Genomic DNA, 17,422 nt, shown 5'->3' with positions numbered 1-17,422 from the left:
GCCCGCGGTGGGGTTTCACGTCTGCGGCCACATCGAGTAGACGAGGTTGTCGTCGTCCGCGCACACGACCTGCGGCAGGGCCGGCTCGGGCACCTGGTTGCACGTCATGTCGCCGATCACCAGCGGCGGCCGTCCCGGGTTCGGGTCACGGCGCTCGACGTAGTAGTCGAACAGGACCGCAGCGGCTTGGTCGCAGGTCAGACGGCCGGACGGGGTCTCGACGACGACGGCGAGCATCGGTTTGCCCAAGGCGCCGGGGAACGGGTCGTCGCAGTACGTGGCCGGCGCGCCCTCGTCGATCGTCGGCAACTGCACGAGGGTCGGCTTCGGGATCGGGGCCCGGGTCGGCTCCGCGTCGGCGGTCGGCTCCGCCTCGGCGGAGGTGGTCGCGGACGTGGTCGCGGACCCGGCCGCGGCGTCCGAACCGGAGCCCTCCACGGCGGTCGAGCAGCCGGCGACCAGGACGAGGGCGGCGAGGACGAGCCCTGGTGCGGCAATCGCGCCCATGCCCGTCACGGCACGGCGCATCGCGTTCGAACGTCTTGCGGGCGACGGAGTTTCCACGGCCGGTGAGACGCGGCGACGCATCCCCCGGTTTCGGGCAGCTCCACAAAGGGGGTCGAGGCGGTGGCGTAGGCGCGGTGCGCGACGCCGCTGGTGCCGCCACCTTCGCGGTACGCCACCGGCGCGAGCGGCCCTTCCCGGACGGGGTGGTGATCACACGGCCGTCGCGTCGGCCATCGGGAACGACAGCACGATGGTCAGGCCGCCGCCGGGGGTGTCCTCGGCGGTGATGGTGCCGCCCATGGCGTCGGTGAACCCCTTGGCGACGCTCAGCCCCAGGCCGACGCCCGGGATGTTGTCCCGGTCGCCCAAGCGCTGGAAAGGGGCGAAAGCGGTGTCCGCGGTGTGCTTGGGCAGACCGGGGCCGTGGTCGACCACGCGCAGCTCGACCCGGTCGCCGTGGGCGCTGGCGCGCAGGGCGACCTCGGGTTCGTCGGTGGTGATGCGGCCATCGCCGTCGACGTCGACCGTGCGGCGCGGGACGAGTCTGCCGTGGCGCAGGGCGTTGTCCACGACGTTGGCCACGACCCGTTCGAGCAGGCCCACGTCGGCGGCGATGGGTGGCAGGTCTTCCGGCACGTCCACGGCGACGGCCGCGCGCTCGTCGATGCCGGCCAGCGCGCGGCCGACGACCTCGTCGTAGGTGACCGGGTGCGGCCGCGGCGCGACCGCACCGGTGGCCAGGCGCGAGGAGTCCAGCAGGTTGTCGATCAGGCCGGTCAGCCGGTCGGCGGAGACCTCGACGGTTTCCAGCAGGTCCGCCGTGTCCTGGGTGGACAGCCGCAGGTGCGGGTCGCGCAGGCTGCCGACGGCGGCCTTGATCGACGTGAGCGGGGTGCGCAGGTCGTGCCCGACGGCGGAGAGGATCGCGGTGCGCAGTTCGGTGGTCGCCGCCCGGCGCTGGGCCTCGGCGGTCTCGGCGGCCATGCGCTGCTGCCGCAACGCCAGCAGGGCCTGCCCGGCGGCGGCCTCCAGCGCTCGTTGGTCACCGGCGGGGAGGGTGCGGCCGCGCAGCGCGAGGTGGACGTCGGCGGTCACCGGCACGTCCACGTCGGCGTCGTCCGGCTCGTCGCACGGCGTGGGGCCGACGAAGGCGACGCGCTCCCACTCGCCGTCGTGCCGCTCCAGCAGCGCCACCGACTCCAGGCCGAAGTTCTCCCGCACCTTCTCCAGCAGCCGCGCCAACGGGTGTGGGCTGGTCAGGACGGTGCGCGCGTAGGAGGCGAGCAGGGCCGCCTCGGTGCGGGCCCGCGCGCCCTGCTCCGCCAGCCTGGCCGCCCGGTCCACGACCAGGGCGACCAGCGCCGCCACGACCAGCATCACGATCAGGGTGACCAGGTTGTCCGGGGTCGCCACGGCCAGGCTGTAGTACGGCGCGGTGAAGAAGTAGTTCAGCAGGCCCGCACCCAGCAGGGCGGCGCCCACCGAGGGGCCGAGCCCGCCGACGAGCGCCACCACGACGGTGGCCAGGAAGAACCCGATGAGGTCGGTGGAGAACGACACCTCGTCCCTGGTCAGCACGCCCGCGACGGTGACGGCGGCGGGCAGCAGCAGCGCCAACGCCCAGCCCACGAGCCGGCGTGAGCGGGTGAGCGCGCTGCGGTCGAGGCGCGGGCGCCACCCCTGGCGGGCTTCCGCGTGGGTGACCATGTGCACGTCGATCGGGCCGGACGCCTGCACGACGGTGGCGCCGATGCCCTCGTCGAGCACGCGGGCCAGGCGCGAGCGGCGCGAGGTGCCGACGACGAGCTGGGTGGCGTTGACGCCGCGGGCGAACTCCAGCAGGGCGGTCGGCACGTCGTCGCCGACGACGGTGTGGAAGGTCGCACCGACGTTCTCGGTGACCTTGCGCAGCGCCGCGATGGAGTCCGGCGGCGGCCCGACGAGCCCGTCCCCGCGCAGGACGTGGACGACCAGCAGCTGGGCGCCCGCGCGGACGGCGATGCGGCGGGCCCGGCGGATCAGCGTCTCGCTCTCCGGACCGCCGGTGATGGCCACGACGACGCGTTCGCGGGCCTCCCAGGTGTCGGTGATGTGCTGCTCGGTGCGGTACCGCTGGAGCGCCACGTCGACCTGGTCGGCCACCCACAACAGGGCCAGCTCCCGCAACGCGGTGAGGTTGCCGACCCGGAAGTAGTTGCCCAGCGCCGCATCGATCTTGTGGGCGGCGTGGACGTTGCCGTGGGCGAGCCTGCGGCGCAGGGCCTCCGGGGTGATGTCGACCAGTTCCACCTGCCCGGCCCGCCGCACCACCTCGTCGGGCACCGTCTCGCGCTGTTCGACACCGGTGATGCGCCGGACCACGTCGTTGAGCGACTCCAGGTGCTCGACGTTGACCGTGGACAGCACGTCGATGCCCGCGTCCAGCAGCTGTTCGACGTCCTGCCAGCGCTTGGCGTTGCGGGAGCCGGGCGCGTTGGTGTGCGCCAGCTCGTCCACCACCGCCACCTCGGGTGCGCGTGCGAGCACCGCGTCGACGTCCATCTCGCCGACGGTCGTGCCCCGGTGGTGGATCTCGTGGCGCGGGACGACCTCCAGCCCGTCCACCAGGGCGGCGGTCCGCTCCCGGTCGTGCGTCTCGACGAGCCCGATCACGACGTCCGTGCCGCGTTCGCGGCGCCGGTGGGCCTCTCCGAGCACGGCGAAGGTCTTGCCGACGCCGGGTGCGGCGCCGAGGTAGATCCGCAGCTCTCCGCGTTTGCGCTTGCCGTCCACGACTCCAGTGTGCTCTTCGTCCACATCGGTCCTGACAGCCGCAGGAGCCGCCCGTCCGGGCCGCCGTCGCCCTGGCTCGCGCCCCACTCGGGGACGCACAGCGGTCCGGTGCCGAGTCGGGCGGGAGGCGGTGGTCAGCGGCGTTCGTCGACCCACCGGCGCAGCGCGTCGACGGTGGTCTCCGGTGAGGTGTTGAAGCAGAGCACGACGCCGGGGACGAGGTCGGTGAGCAGGTTCACGAGCCGTTCGAACAGCAGCGTGTGCTCCGGCGCCATCCGCAGGCCCGCGCCGATCATCACGACCCGGACCGGGTTGGCGGCGACGCGCTCGCGGACCTGCTGGACCGCCTCGTCCGGGTCGGCGGGGATCTGGCACGGCACGATGTCGAACCCCTGCTCGCGCAGGGCCGCCTCGCCGGCCGCGATGCGGGCCGTCAGCGTCCGCTCGTCGAGGCCCGGGTGGCGGCTGTAGTCGATGGCGCTCGGGTGCAGCCCGAGCAACAGGATTCCGGTCACCACGCGACTGTGCCCTCCCGGTCGAAGAAACCGCCGGTCGGCCCGTCCGGACCGATGGCGGCCAGCCGGACGATCGCGTCGGTGCCCTCGGCCACCGTCTGGGAACCGGCCTGGTCGGTGAGGTCGGTCGCGGTGTGGCCGGGGTCCACCGCGTTGACCCGGATGTCCTCCAGGGCGCGGGCGTACTGGCTGGTGATCATGTTCAGCGCCGCCTTCGACGCCGGATAGCCCAGTTGCGGTGCGACCAGCCCGAACCAGCGTGGATCGTTCGCCACGGTGAACGACCCCATCCCGCTGGACACCATCACGATCCTGGGGTGGTCGGCGGCGCGCAGCAGTGGCAGGAAGGCGTTCGTCACCCGGACGGGGCCGAACACGTTCACCTCGAACACGTCGCGCAACGAACCGGCCGTCGTGTCCGCGGGCGGGCTCACCGGGCCGCCGACGCCCGCGTTGTTCACCAGCACGTCCAGCCGGCCCACCGCCCTCTTCACGGTGTCGGCCGCCGTCCCCACCGACTCGTCGGAGGTCACGTCGAGCGGGAGGAGCCGCACGGCCAAGCCCTCCTCGGCCAGTTCCGCCACCGCCGCGCCACCGCGGTCGGCATCCCGGGCCCCGAGGAACACGTCCCAGCCCATGGCCGCGAACCGGCGCACGGTCTCCCGTCCCAGCCCTTTGTTCGCCCCGGTGACCAGGGCGATCGTCATCGTCATGGTCACAGCCTCGCCGCCCGCGACACCCGGGTGCCAGGACCGGTGACGCATGGGATCACCGGTACCACCCCGGACGGCCGCCCGTCCGGCAGGATGGCGGGAGTGGACAGAGCCGAACTCGCCGCCGTGCTGCGCACCGCGCGGTCACGCGTCCGACCCGCGGACGTCGGTCTGCCCGCCGGTCCGCGCCGGCAGGTGCCGGGGTTGCGCCGCGAGGAGGTCGCCCACCTCGCGGGCCTGGGCGTCGACTACGTGATCCGGCTCGAACAGGGCCGGGGGCCCAGGCCGTCGACCCAGGTGCTCGGCGCGCTGGCCAGGGCGCTGCGGCTCGACGATGACGACCGCGACACGCTGTTCCGGCTCGCCGGCGCGGCCCCACCGCAAGCGGGCCGCGTCCCGACCCTGGTCCGGCCGGGTGTGCTGCGGCTGCTGGACCGGATGTCCGACCTGCCCACCCTCGTGCTGTCGGCGAAGTCCGACGTGCTCGCCTGGAACCCGCTCGCCACCGCCCTGTTCGGCGACTTCTCCGAACTGCCTCCCGCCCGGCGCAACCTCATCCGGCAGCGGTTCCTCGGCACCGGCGTCGGCCGCGTCGCGCTGTCACCCGACTCGGACTCGGCCGCGGACTGCGTCGGCTGCCTGCGGACCGCGCAGGCCCGCTACCCGGACGACCCCGACCTGGCCCGTCTCGTCGCCGACCTGTGCACCGGCAGCGAGCGGTTCGCCGACCTGTGGCAAGCCGCGCGCTCCGGCCGGTTGCGGTCCGGCAGCACCACCGTCGACCACCCGGAACTCGGTCCGCTCACGCTCGACTGCGACGTCCTGCTGGTGCCGGAGGCCGACCAGACCGTCCTGGTCTACTCGGCCGAGCCCCGCACGCCCTCGGCGTCGGCACTGGCCCTGCTCCGGGTCACCGGCCTGGAGCAGTTCACCTACTGACCTCCACCGCGCCGCAGCCCCGGCCGGCACGACCGGCAGCCGACTGCGGGCGGTGTGGTCGCCACGAGCGGCGATGCCCTGGACGATGACGGCGTCTTCCAGGGCATCGCCGTTGCGGCGGGCCGCCTCGGTCAGGCGACGAACTGCCACCAGTTCACGTTGAACAGGTAGCCGCTACCGCCGGTGAACCGGAGGTAGAGGTCCCGCGTGCCCGTCGCGCCGGTGATCGGGCAGGAGACCGTGGCCCAGTTCTGCCAGCCGCCGGTGCCGGTGACGCCGCAGCGTCCCACCACCGTGCCGGTCGGGCCGTCCAGCCGGGCCTCGATCGTGCCACCGGAGGTGCCGGAGGCGACCCGCGCGTTCAACGACCGCGCGCCCGCGCCGAACGCCACGCCCTTGACCTTGATGTAGTCGCCGTTCTCGATCCAGCCGACGTTCATCCCGCCCTCGGACGCACGTTCGGTTTCGATGCCCGAACCCCAGGCGATGGTCTCGGCCTCCTGGCGGACGTACGGGTTGAGCGTGCCCGCCTGCGGTGCGCCGGACGTGGTCATGTTGATGATCGGGATCGTGCCGTCGGCGTTGTAGCTGAACCTCTCCACGGCCACCGAGCGGGTGTAACCGCCGCCGCCGGGCAGGGCGCCGTTGTGGTAGAAGAAGTAGGAGCTGCCCTTGAAGTCGATGATCCCGGCGTGGTTGGTGAAGCTGGAACCCTGGGTGGGCATGACGGTGCCGCGGAAGGTCCACGGCCCCGTGGGGCTGGGCGCGGTGGAGTAGGCGATGTACTCCGAGCAGCACTTGGCCGCGTACACGTTGTAGTACAGGCCGTTGCGCTTGTAGACCCAGGGCCCTTCCTCGTAGAGGGTGGTGCGGGTGGCGTGACCGGTGCGGGTGCCGAACCCGGCGGTCGTGAGCGGGATCTGGGTGGCGCCGCCGGAGAACGAGATCATGTCGGCGTTGAGCCGCACGTACCACAGGTTCGGGTTGCCCCAGTACAGGTAGGCCTGGCCGTTGTCGTCGAGGAAGGCGTGGGGGTCGATCTCGCCGTTCTCGACCAGCGGGCGGCCGATCGCGTCCCGGAACGGTCCGGTGGGGCTGTCGGCCACCGCCACGCCGATGGCCATGCGACCGGTGGCCCGGTTCTTGACCGGCACGTACCAGTAGAACTTGCCGTTGCGGGCGATGGTGTGCCCGGCCCACGCGTCGGCACTGGCCCAGCTGAACGTGGCCAGGTTCATCGGGGAGCCGTGGTCGGTCCAGTTCACCATGTCGTCAGAGGACCAGACCCGCCACTCCTTCATCGTGAAGTAGGTCGAGCCGTCCTCGTCGTGCCCGGTGTAGAGGTACACCCGACCGTTGTGCACGAGAGGCGCCGGGTCGGCGGTGTAGATGTGTTGCACGATCGGGTTGTCCGCCCTCGCGACCGCGGGCAGGAGCGCCAGGGCGCACAGGATGCTCACCAGCAGGGCGCTCGCACGTCGTGGTGCGCTTCGGGACGATGACGTCGATTTCATCAGGATTGCCTCCGGGAGGAGCGCTGGTCACGGACGACGGGTCGGCGGCCCGGCCGTTGCGGGCCGCGTACCCGTGGGTCGATGAACGTGCCGCCGTCGGTGCTACGCACCGTTGGGCACCAGGCGCCAGCGGTTGTCCGCCGAACCGTTGTCGGAGTCCTGCACCACCTGCGCACCCGCGGCCGTGGAGCCGTTGAGGATGCCGAGTAGCTTGCCGCTGTTGACGTTGCGGATCTTGTGCGTGCCGTCCCCGTTGGCGACGAGCGTCCACTTGTGGTCCGCGGTGCCGGTGTCGGACCACTGCAGGACGCGGGCGTTGTCGGCGGTGGACATGTTCTCCACGCCGAGGACCTTGCCGCTGTGCACGTTGCGCAGCCGCACGTTGGCGCCGTCGGCGATCATCTGCCAGTTGTGGTCGGCGGTGCCGTTGTCGTGCCACTGCACGGCCAGTCCCCCGTCCGAGGTGGACATGTCCCTGATGCCGAGGACCATGCCGGTGCCGACGTTGACCAACCGGTGGCTGCCCGAACCGCCGCCGCCGGTGTTCCAGTAGACGGTGTAGTTGAAGCCGTGGGCGTCGTGGAACGGGCCGAGGTTGACCGTCGCGCCGTTGGCGGTCGCGGTGAACGCCAACGCCGAGGTACTCGTCCGGGTGATGGAGTTGACGTTGAGCGACGGGAGCCCGGACAGCGCCGTGTTGCCGTAGTTGCCCGCCAGGACGACCGGGCCGTAGGTGATGGCGGCGACGTTCGGGTTGTCGTTGGCGGGCCGGGTGATCACCCGCATGGGCAGGCGCAGCGTCACCACGTCGCCCGAGGTCCAGGACCGGGTGACGCTCGCGTAGCTGCCGGGTGTCGTGGCGACGTTCTGGGCGGCGCCGTTGACGCTGATCGTCGCACCGCTCGTCCAGGCGGGGATGCGCAGGCGCATGGTCCACGACCCGCCCGCGTTGCCGGTCACGGTGAGGGTGGTGGTGTCCGACGCCGGGTAGGTCGTGGCCTGGGTGACGGTGATGCCGCGTTCCGACCAGTTCAGCGTCGACGGCGCGTAGAGGTTCACCGTGAGCGTGGTGCCGTTGTGGAAGTAGATGGAGTCGGCGAGCTTGGTGTTGGTCTCCAGGCCCGTGCCCTGGCAGCACCAGAACGTGGTGTAGTCGGTGCTCCAGTTGCCGCCACCCCAGGCGGGCCCGGTGTTGCCGCGGCGGTGGCCGGGGTTCAGGCCGGTGAAGTAGCAGATGTGGCCGTGCGGGTCGGCGGGGTTCTGCTGACCGATGAGGTGGTTGAGCAGGCCGCCCTCGTAGTAGTCGAAGTACGCCGCGTTGTTCGGGTCGAGCAACCACAGCTCGCGGGTCAGCTTGAGCATGTTGAAGGTGTTGCACGCCTCGGCCGTGTCGGTGTTGAGGTAGGCGGCGATGGCGTTGGGCGCGCGGAAGTGCTCGGCCTGGCTGTTGCCGCCGATCACGTACGTGTGCGCGCCCACGGTGATGCTCCACGCGTTGCGGGCGATGTCGCGGTAGCGGGTGGTGCCGGTCGCCTTGTACTCGCGGGCCGCGCCGATCCACTTCGGCACCTGGGTGTTGGCGTGCAACCCGCTGAGCCGGTCCTGGTTGGCCGCCAGCGGGTCGAACACGGAGGCGTGGTCGAACCGCTGCGCGGTGGTGAGCCAGCGCTGGTCGCCGGTCTGCTGGTAGAGGTCGGCGAGCACGGCGTTCATGCCGCCGAACTCCGTGCCCAGCACCCGCTGCATCTGGCTGTAGGACAACCGCGACGTCCGCCAGTCCACCCAGCCCGCCAACCGCAGCAGCACGTCACGCGCCTGGGTGCTGCCCAAGTACCGCCAGACGTCCAGCAGGCCCGCCAACGTCTTGTGCAGCGAGTAGTACGACACCGCCTTGGGCGAACCCGCCTCCATCGCGTCGAAGTCCGACTCCGGGAACCCCGCCAGGTAACCGGTGTTGAACCCCGCCGCCGCGTTGTTCGCCTGGCACTTGGCCAACTCCGCGACCATGTAGTTCGCCCGGTCACGGGACGTGGTGTCGCCCAGCATCGCCCAGGCCTGCGCCCACGCGGTCAGGAAGTGCCCCTGGCTGTGGGTGCGGAACGGGAAGTTCGGCGCCTCCCAGCCACCCAGCGCGGCCGCACCCTGCGTGGACAGGCGGTGGTTCGCGCGGAAGTTGTAGAGCAGCCGGTTGACGTCGACGAACCGCAGGTAGGACAGCGTCCGGTTCTGGTTGTCCAGCCAACGGCCCGTGGTGAGGCGGACCTGGCTCAGGTCGAACGGGTGGGCCGAGACGCCGATGTCGCCGCGGACCGGGGGTACGGCCGCGGCCGAGGCGGTTCCGGTGAACAGCGACGGGGCGCCGGTCGCGACGGCGGCGACGCCGGCGGCCTGGAACAGTCTGCGCCGACTCAGTGGAGAGGACATGAAGTGCTCCTGTGCGTTGTCGGAGTCATTCTCAGGACGGACCCGGCGGCGGACGGGCGGTTCGGGGGCGGGCACAGCGGCCGTCGTGCCGGAGGTCGGGGCGGCCCGGAGGTCCGGGGCCGCCCCGACCCGGAGGTCAACGACAGCTGCGCGCCTCGTGCGGGACAGGGATCCGGGTCGACACCTCGTGCCCGTCGACCGTCGCCGTGGCGGTGACCGTCACCGTGCCGGCGGTGACGCTCGACTGCCGCGTCGTGAACGGGTGGAAGCGGGTCTTGCCCGCCTTCACGTCGTCGAACGACTTGGTGCCGTACGGCGTTTCGACCACGAAGTCGACCGGCACGGACTCGTTGTTGGTCACGTGCACGGTGAGCTTGACGTTCGGCCCGGCGCACCGCGTGTCGGCGGTGCCCGCGACCTTCAGGGACGGCTTGCTGAACCGCCAGCTGTCGACCTCCAGGAGGTCGCGGCCGTCGGGTCCGACGAACGTGAGGTACACGTCGTGCACGCCGGAGACACCGTCGAGCTCCGCGCCGACCTCGGTCCACTCCCCCGCCGACCCGGCGACCGGGATGGTGGCCGCGACCGGTCCGGTGCGGTCGTCCAGGCGCACCTGGACGCTCGTGCCCGCCGTGAGCGGCTTGACCCGGGCCGCCACACCGGTGGCGCCGGTGCCGAAGTCGACCGACGACAACGACGTCCAGTCGCCGTCGTCGACGTCGTGCAGCGCCAGGTTCGGCACGTCGTTCGGCGCGGTGAGCCGCTTGGTGGCGAGTCCCTGCTGCCAGGCGATGGTCTCCGCCTCGATCACCCGGTAGGGGTCGAGGTGGCGGATCTGCTCGACGCCGTCGAAGGTGCCGAGGACCTCCTTGATGGTGCCGTCGGGGTTGAACTCCAGCTTCGCGATGTGCGGGCTGCGGAACCCCTGCGTCGCGCCGCCGGTGATGCGGCGGTTCAGCGTCTGCGCGTGGTAGGTGAAGTAGTGCTCGCCGTTCAGCTCGAACACCGACTGGTGGTTGTTGCCACCGGCGCCGAAGTAGACGCCCGGGTTCTTGAAGATGACCCCCGCGTACTTCTCGGGCGTCCACGGACCCATCGGGTTGTCGGCCACGAGGTAGGCGATGGCGCCGGTCGGCGGGCCGTTCGGGTCGATCGGGCCGCCGAAGCCGAAGTTGGACGAGTAGGAGTAGTAGTACTTGTCCCCGCGCTTGAAGACGTGGCCCGCCTCGAACATCAGCGGGGCGTCGATGGTCTCGGCCGCGCCCTCGGTGCTGATCATGTCGTCGCCGAGCTTGATGACGCGGGTCGACTTCGGGTGGTTGGTGTTCTCGTAGGAGTTGGAGCCGTCGTTGCCGCCACCGCCGAAGTAGAGGTAGCCCTGGCCGTCGTCGTCGATGAACACGCCCGGGTCGAACAGCCAGTTGCGGCCGTCCGACGCGCCGGGGGTCTGGCCGGTGATGAGCAGGCTGCCCCGCTCGTCACGCCAGGGGCCCAGCGGCGAGTCGCCCACCAGGACGCCGGTCGCCGCGCCGTTGTTGGCGAAGTAGAGGAAGAACTGCTCCTTGCCGTCGACGACCCGGCTCTCGACCGCGGGCGCCCAGGACTGCGTGGCGTACTTCGCCAGGCCGTTCGGCCCGGCCACCGGGATCTCGCCGTGGTCGGTCCAGTTGACCAGGTCGTCGGACGAGATCACGGTGATCGTGTTGATCCCGCCGTAGGTGTTGGTCGGCGAGGTCCCGTCGGGGCCGGGGTTGTACACCTGCGTGTCGTTGGTCAGGTAGACGTAGACCCGGCCGTCGTGCGCGAAGGCGTTGCCGTCGGCGCCGAACTTGTGGGAGATCAGCGGGTTGCCCTCGCCGGGGTTCTTGCCGAGGACCTCGATGGTGGTCGACGGGGTGAACTCGGTCAGGGTGACGTCGTCGACCTTGAAGTCCATCAGGTGGGTCGCCGGTGCGGCTGCCGGGTCGGCCGTCCACGGGGTCTCGACGAAGACCTTCGGCGTGGTGACGGCCTGCCCGGCCGGGATGGTGAAGGTGCCCTGGAGCAGCCCCCACTGGCCGCGCGGCACCGTCCCGGTGCCCAGGTTGGTGTAGGTCGAGCCGCCGTAGTGCATGGTCACGAAGAACTGCTTGGTGGCCGGGCTCTCCGGGTTCTCGTACTTCACCCGGGCGGTGACGGTGTAGGTCTTCCCGGCCTGCACCTTGCCGGCGAGGTCCTGGGCCGGGCCCGAACCGGTGGTCTTGCGGTTGGTCACCTGCACCGCGCCGGTGCCCGAGTGGGCGTCTCCCGTGGGCGACAGCGTGGCGCCGTCGGTGGCGTTCCCGCTGTTGACCGCCCAGCCGGTCAGGCCGTCCTCGAAGCCGGGGTTGGTGATGAGGTTCGGTCCGGCGGCCATCGCCGTCGGGGTGGCCGCGAGGCCGGCGGCGACCAGGGCGCCGACGGCGACGAGGACGGCCGTTCTCCGCCGCCTCGACCGCTGCGGACGTTGTCGATCCACGAGGTTCTCCTTGTGCTTGGTGCGTGAGCTCACTCGCCCGCCGCGATACGGGCGGCGAGGTACCGGGTCGCCGGGTCGGCCGCGCGCCGGGCGGCGTGCGGCCCGCTCGGCGATCAGCGACAGGTCCGGGCTGCGTACGGTGCTCTGAGCACGGCGGAACGGGGACGGCCGTCGATCGTTGCCGACGCGGTGACCGTCGCCGAGCCCGCGGGCACGGCGCGTTCGCGGGTCGTGAACGGGTGCGAACGGGTCTTGCCCGGTTTGACGTCGTGGAACGACTTCGTGCCGTACGGCGTCTCGATCGAGACGTCCACCGGCACCGCTTCGTGGTTGGTCAGCTCGACGGTCAGCTTCACTCCGTGCCCCGTGCACCTGGTGTGCGCGGACACCTGCACCGCCACCGGGAACCTCGCCACACCGAGCCGGGCCAGCGCCAGGCTCAACGCCCGCTCCGGCGCGTCGACCTGGTTCTGCGTACCGGGCGCGGACGCCCGTGCGGCCTCCGCCTTGCGCAGCGCATCCCGCATCGCCGCCCACGCCTCGGCCGGGTAGTGGTGTTCGTCGAGGGTGGCCGCGTGGGCGATCGCGGCGTCCAGGTCGCCGGTGCGCAGCGGCTTGCCCTCCGCGGTCAGGGTGTCGCTGAGCAGGAAGTGGTCGAAGTCGACGGTCCCGCCGGCCTGCTCAGTGGCGTAGTTGAACAACCCCCACCGGTGACCCATGAAGTGGGCCAGGCTGCCGTCGAGGGCCTGCGGGCCGACGCGGTTGCCGAGCTTGTGCCAGGAGCGCCCGTCCAGGCTGTAGTAGAACGTGGTCCAGCCCTGGCCGGTCGGGGCGTCGAACTCCACGTCGCCCTTGAGGTGGACCTCGGTGGCGTCGCCGAGCGGAACCTCGGTGCCGGGCACGAAGCTCTCCGCCGTCGCCTGGTCGAAGGTGGCCGGGAAGGGCTGCACGCGGTTGACCACCCCGAGGGTGTTCCGACCGCTCACCCGCTTCACGGCCACGTAGGAGAAGCCGCGGTTGTACATCGCGAGGCCCGCGACGTCACCGTCCTCCATCCCGGAGAAGTCGAGCCTGGTCTCCGCGGAGCCCTTCGGGCCGGACGTCCGCTGCGACAGCGTGTTGCGGGCCTCCTCGAACCACGTCAGCTCGGCCCGGTTCGACAGCTTGGTGTAGACGTAGTCGCCGGTGACGACCTTGCCGGTGGTGAGCCGCAGCCAGCCGTCCCGGTCGGTCAGGGACCAGTGGCGGTTGTCCGGGGCGTGGTTCCACTGCCAGACCAGGCCCAGGCGGGAACCGTTGGGCGTGACCTCCTTCTCGGTCGGGTGCTCGGTGGTCACCGGCTGCCCGACGATCGAGACGTCGTCGATCAGGTACTCGACGCTCGACGACGGTGGCTGCGGGTCGGCCCACGGCGTCTCGACCGCGAACTTCACCTTGCCGGTCTCGGCCGTGCTCGGGACGGTGTACCGGCCGGAGACCGTCGTCCACCGGCCGACCGGGACGTCGCCCGAGGCCATGACCTGGACGCCCGCACCCCAGTCCGCGGCGAGGTTGAACCGCACGCTGGCCGGGCCGGCGGTGTACTTGACCTTCGCCGACACCTCGTACGTGACGCCGCGCTGCAACACCCCGTCCAGGGACTGGTTGGGTCCCGAGCCGTTGACCGTCCGGTCGCCCACCCTCAGGGCGGTGGAACCGGCGGCCGGATCGGTCGCGTCGAGGGTCAGCCGCGCGCCGTACTGACCCGCCCACGGCTGCGCCGACCCGGATTCGAAGCCGGGGTTGCGCACGAGCTCCACGCCGAGCAGCGACTCGTCGACCTCGGGCGGGGACGGGATCGTCCACCGCTCGTCCATGTACGCCTTGTGCGGCGCGTCGTTGGCGAAGTCGTCGGAGGCGACGACGCCCTTCTGGCGCTCCAGCGCTTCCTGCGCCGGGCTCAGCCGGATCGGCTTGGCGAACACCCCGTTCACCGGCACCACACCGTTGTCGCCGAACGTGGGCCAGCCGTCCTGCCAGGTGGCCGGGATGAGCGCCGGGATGCGGCCGACCGGGAACGAGTCGCGGAAGAACATGCCGTACCAGGCCGTCCCGCCGTCACGGGCGATCGGCACGAGGCTGCCCTGGGCGAAGCCGTTGGAGTTCAGCGCGCCGCGGGCCTGGTAGGGGTTGGCGCCGTCGGCCGTCGCGTAGCGCCCGAGCAGCTGGGGCGAGCGGAACAGCACCACCTGACGTCCCTGGCCGGGCGGCCAGGTGATGATCACGATGTAGTAGTACCCGTCGATGTACTGCACCTGCGCGCCCTCGAACAGCCCGCCGAGGAACGGGGACCCGGGGTAGTCGGCCGGCCGCAGGACGTTCGGGTACTCCGCCACCACCCGGGTCAGGCCGGCGTCCAGCTTGACCGCGCTGGTCGAACCGGACCCGTAGAAGATGTAGGGCGTGCCGCCGTCCCGCTCGTCGAAGTACAGCGACGGGTCGTGGAACGCCCGCCCCAACGGCAGCCGCGTCCACGCGCCGTTCTCGATGTCGTCGGTCTGGTAGAGGTAGGAGCCGCCGAGGTTGTTGGTGTTGAAGGCGACGTAGAACTTCCCGCCGCGGTAGCGCAGCGACGATGCCCACTGGCCCTGGCCGTAGGAGTTCTGGCCGTTGCGCAGCGAGAACGCGTCCCCGACGCCCAGGCGGTCGAAGACGTAGTTCACGATCTCCCAGTTGACCAGGTCGTACGACTTCATGATCGGCGCGCCCGGGCTCAGGTGCATCGTCGTGCTGATCATGTAGTAGACGTCGCGGCCCTCGTCGTTCTCCGCCGCCGGCACGCGCTCCACGCTCACGTCCGGCACGTCGGAGTTGAGCAGGGGAACGGAGTAGGTGCCGTCGCCCTTGTCCGTCGACGTGGGGGACGACCGCGGCACCCACTCGTCGGCCGCGTGGGCCGTGGCACCGGTGGGACCGAGACCGGCGCCGGTGGCCAGCACGACCGTCACGGTGGCGGCCGTCAGTGCGCGCATCGGCCGCCGGGGACGACGGCGGGAGTGGGCGGTCGGGGGCATCGCAGCTCCAGAGGCGGTTGTACGAGATCGCGGTCTTGTCGGCGCTGGTGGCGGTGATCGGCGGGGGATACCGCCGATCACCGGCCCGCCGCTCGGGGCGGCGCGATGGAGGAGCGGTCGCGTCGGGGCATGGGGACGCGGTGCACCGCGGGAGTCCCTAATCGGTGTTCGGAGAGCAGGACTTCGACGGCCTTCGCGCCGAGGTCGTGGTGCGGGAGGGCGATGGTGGTCAGTTCGGGGCGCATCCAGCCGGCCAGGGGGTGGTCGCCGAACGAGACGACCGAGACGTCGGACGGCACGGTGAGGCCGGCGTCGGACAGGGCGTGGTAGGCGCCGAACGCGAGCCGGTCGTCGAAGCAGATCAGGGCGCGGGGGCGGGCGGTTCCCAGCAGGTCCCTGGTGGCGGCGAAGCCGTGCTCCGGCGACCACCGCCGGCACGCGCGACCGTCGGCGATCTCCACGCCTGCCGCGTCGAGGACCTCGTGGATGCCGATGAGGCGCTCGCTGGTGGCGACGGAGCCGGGTGGCGCGCCGTGCGGGCCGACGCCCGCGCCGATGAGGTGGATGCCGTCGCGGTGGCCGGCCTCCAGCAGCGCGCGTGCCGCGGTCCGGCCCGCCTCGACCTCGTCGGGCACGACGACGGGCAGCCGGGACGGTCCGTCGGGCAGGACGTTGAGCAGCACGGCGTGACCGGCGTCGATGCGGTCGGGCACGGAAACCCGCCTGGTGTGCGTGGCGGCGTAGACGATCCCGTCGACCTGGCGGTCGAGCATGGCGTCGATCAGGTCCTGCTCCGACGCCGGGTCGCCGTCCGCCTCGGCGACGAGCAGCAGGGCGCCGTGCGCTCGGGCCGCGTCGACGGCACCCCGGATCATGTCCCCGGCCATCACGGACGTCGCCACCGTGTCGGCGATGAAGCCGATCGTGTGAGTGCAGCCGGTGCGTGACCCGGCGGGCAGCACCTTGCGGCGGTAGCCCACCGTCTGCACGGCCTGGCGCACGCGTTGTTCGGCGTCCGCGGAGATCCGCAGGTCGCGACCCCGCCCGGACAGGACGACCGAGACTGTGGTGATCGAGACGCCGGCCGCCTTGGCCACGTCGGCCATCGTGACCCGTCGTCGGTTCACCGGGGTCTGCCGCGCACCGGACTCGGATCGGCCCGTGCCGACACCGCCCCGCCGGTTCACCGAGGACGTGGCCGGTGCCGGTGTCTCAGGAAGTGGGCCGTTCACGGCGCGGTGACGTCACGGCAGCACCGAGCGGCTCGGTGTGCGGTCGACGCACCCACAAGCGCTCTGGACGACGAGGACATGGGCTACCTCCTGGACTGCGTTGTCCCGGCGTGGTGCTCGGTGTTCGTCAACGTCCGGCCAGGACGGACCGCGCGACCGGCCATCCGGGGCCGAGCCCCGGCGGTCGTCGCATCGGAGTCCCCATCGTCGACGGCGGGGTGGCCTGCGGCGGCGAACGACTCGACCCGTTCCCGGGCCGAATGTTTTGGTCGTGGAGCCTGAACTTTCGGGCCAATGTAGCCCCGGCCTCGTCGGCCCGTCAACGCATCGCAGATCGACTTTTGTGAACGCTCACTCAGCCCTGGAACAGGGCTGCACATGATTGCGCCGCCCACTTTGGGCCACTGAACAGGTCTTCCGTTGCCGATGTAGGCCGTTTGGCGCAACGTTCGGCACATACCGGCCACCTTGGATGTGAACGTAAACATCGGAGGTCGCGGAGCTCGTCCACAACGGGGTTCGCCGACCATTCGGCCGCCGCCTCGGCCTCGACACCGGGACGAGCCCGCCCACGGACGGTCACCGCCGAAAAGAGCAAGGTGCATACCGCCGAAAAGATCAGCAGCCAGGCGCGAGAACCGGATCGCGGCACCGAAATTTGCGAATATAATTTCGAATTTTTGCGAAACAATGTCCCGACACACCCCTGTTCGCCGGCCGGGGATCGTGCCGGAGCCGACCCGGCGGAACAGGTCGGTCACCTGGCGTTTCGGCAGAACCTCAAGATCGCACTTAACCGGTTCGTCGCAGTTCACGCATGTAAACCCCGGTATGGAAGGGGTGAGGACGGGCGGAGATGAGCCTTGATTGGCCTAACTGTTTCGGTTAATACTGCTTAACGTTTCGAACCGAACAGCGTGTGGCTACGGAGGTCTCGCGGCCACCCGCGCCGAGCGGACCGTCGACCGGTCCGACGCCCACCCGTCCCCCACCCGCACTCCCGCGGGTGCAACCAGAAAGCGCCGAACATGACGCTGACAGCGAAGTCAGTTGCACGAGTCGCGCTCGTGTCGACGTTGGTCGCCGCCGCCGCGGGCGCCGCGGTGCTCGTGGCGTCACCCGCCAGTGGCGCCGCCTCCACGCTCGCCGCCGCGGCACAGCAGAGCGGGCGGTACTTCGGGACCGCGGTCGCCGCGAACAAGCTCGGCGATTCCACCTACGTCGGGATTCTCAACCGTGAGTTCGACATGGTCACG

General features: G+C 71.2%; 10 protein-coding genes and 1 pseudogene. 2 read left to right on the top strand and 9 right to left on the bottom strand.

What is annotated here, in order from left to right; all coding sequences use genetic code 11:
* Positions 1 to 15: 15 nt before the first annotated feature.
* From AB0K14_RS35680 to AB0K14_RS35665, 4 genes are all read right to left on the bottom strand, one after another.
* Positions 16 to 528, bottom strand: coding sequence for a hypothetical protein (locus AB0K14_RS35680; RefSeq protein ID WP_360457142.1), 513 nt, complete (start codon positions 526 to 528; stop codon positions 16 to 18).
* 189 nt (positions 529 to 717) lie between these two features.
* Complete coding sequence (locus tag AB0K14_RS35675) at positions 718 to 3,279, bottom strand: DUF4118 domain-containing protein (RefSeq protein WP_360457145.1); 2,562 nt, start codon at positions 3,277 to 3,279, stop codon at positions 718 to 720.
* Between the two features lie 134 nt (positions 3,280 to 3,413).
* Entirely contained in the window at positions 3,414 to 3,794 is a 381-nt protein-coding gene (locus AB0K14_RS35670; RefSeq protein WP_360457149.1) for a hypothetical protein, read from the bottom strand.
* On the bottom strand, positions 3,791 to 4,507 hold the full coding sequence (locus tag AB0K14_RS35665; protein WP_360457152.1) for an SDR family oxidoreductase: 717 nt from the start codon (positions 4,505 to 4,507) through the stop codon (positions 3,791 to 3,793). Before AB0K14_RS35665 ends, AB0K14_RS35670 begins: the two co-directional genes overlap by 4 nt.
* Before the next feature lie 93 nt (positions 4,508 to 4,600).
* Between AB0K14_RS35665 and AB0K14_RS35660 the strand changes: the two genes are divergently transcribed.
* Positions 4,601 to 5,446: a helix-turn-helix transcriptional regulator gene (locus tag AB0K14_RS35660; protein WP_360457179.1), complete on the top strand. Its 846-nt coding sequence runs from the start codon at positions 4,601 to 4,603 to the stop codon at positions 5,444 to 5,446.
* A gap of 131 nt (positions 5,447 to 5,577) precedes the next feature.
* Here AB0K14_RS35660 and AB0K14_RS35655 read toward each other — a convergent pair whose 3' ends face one another.
* The 5 genes from AB0K14_RS35655 to AB0K14_RS35635 all read right to left on the bottom strand — a co-directional run bounded on the left by AB0K14_RS35655 (position 5,578) and on the right by AB0K14_RS35635 (position 16,061).
* Positions 5,578 to 6,906 (bottom strand): glycoside hydrolase family 43 protein, encoded by a 1,329-nt coding sequence (locus tag AB0K14_RS35655; RefSeq protein ID WP_360457155.1) that lies wholly within the window; start codon positions 6,904 to 6,906, stop codon positions 5,578 to 5,580.
* Between the two features lie 156 nt (positions 6,907 to 7,062).
* Positions 7,063 to 9,384 (bottom strand): beta-L-arabinofuranosidase domain-containing protein, encoded by a 2,322-nt coding sequence (locus AB0K14_RS35650; protein WP_364340013.1) that lies wholly within the window; start codon positions 9,382 to 9,384, stop codon positions 7,063 to 7,065.
* A gap of 136 nt (positions 9,385 to 9,520) precedes the next feature.
* On the bottom strand, positions 9,521 to 11,881 hold the full coding sequence (locus AB0K14_RS35645) for a family 43 glycosylhydrolase (RefSeq protein ID WP_360466542.1): 2,361 nt from the start codon (positions 11,879 to 11,881) through the stop codon (positions 9,521 to 9,523).
* A 113-nt stretch (positions 11,882 to 11,994) separates the two neighbouring features.
* On the bottom strand, positions 11,995 to 14,892 hold the full coding sequence (locus tag AB0K14_RS35640) for a family 43 glycosylhydrolase (protein WP_360466540.1): 2,898 nt from the start codon (positions 14,890 to 14,892) through the stop codon (positions 11,995 to 11,997).
* A gap of 119 nt (positions 14,893 to 15,011) precedes the next feature.
* On the bottom strand, positions 15,012 to 16,061 hold the full coding sequence (locus AB0K14_RS35635) for a LacI family DNA-binding transcriptional regulator (protein ID WP_360466537.1): 1,050 nt from the start codon (positions 16,059 to 16,061) through the stop codon (positions 15,012 to 15,014).
* Positions 16,062 to 17,233: 1,172 nt separating this feature from the next.
* Between AB0K14_RS35635 and AB0K14_RS35630 the strand changes: the two are divergent.
* A pseudogene (locus AB0K14_RS35630) lies at positions 17,234 to 17,422 on the top strand (1,4-beta-xylanase); the annotation flags it as partial.

The sequence above is a fragment of the Actinosynnema sp. NPDC050801 genome (genome assembly GCF_040673975.1).
Classification (GTDB): Bacteria; Actinomycetota; Actinomycetes; order Mycobacteriales; family Pseudonocardiaceae; genus Actinosynnema.
Note: the sequence above shows the minus strand (reverse complement) of the source record. Positions and strands in the feature narration are given on the sequence as shown.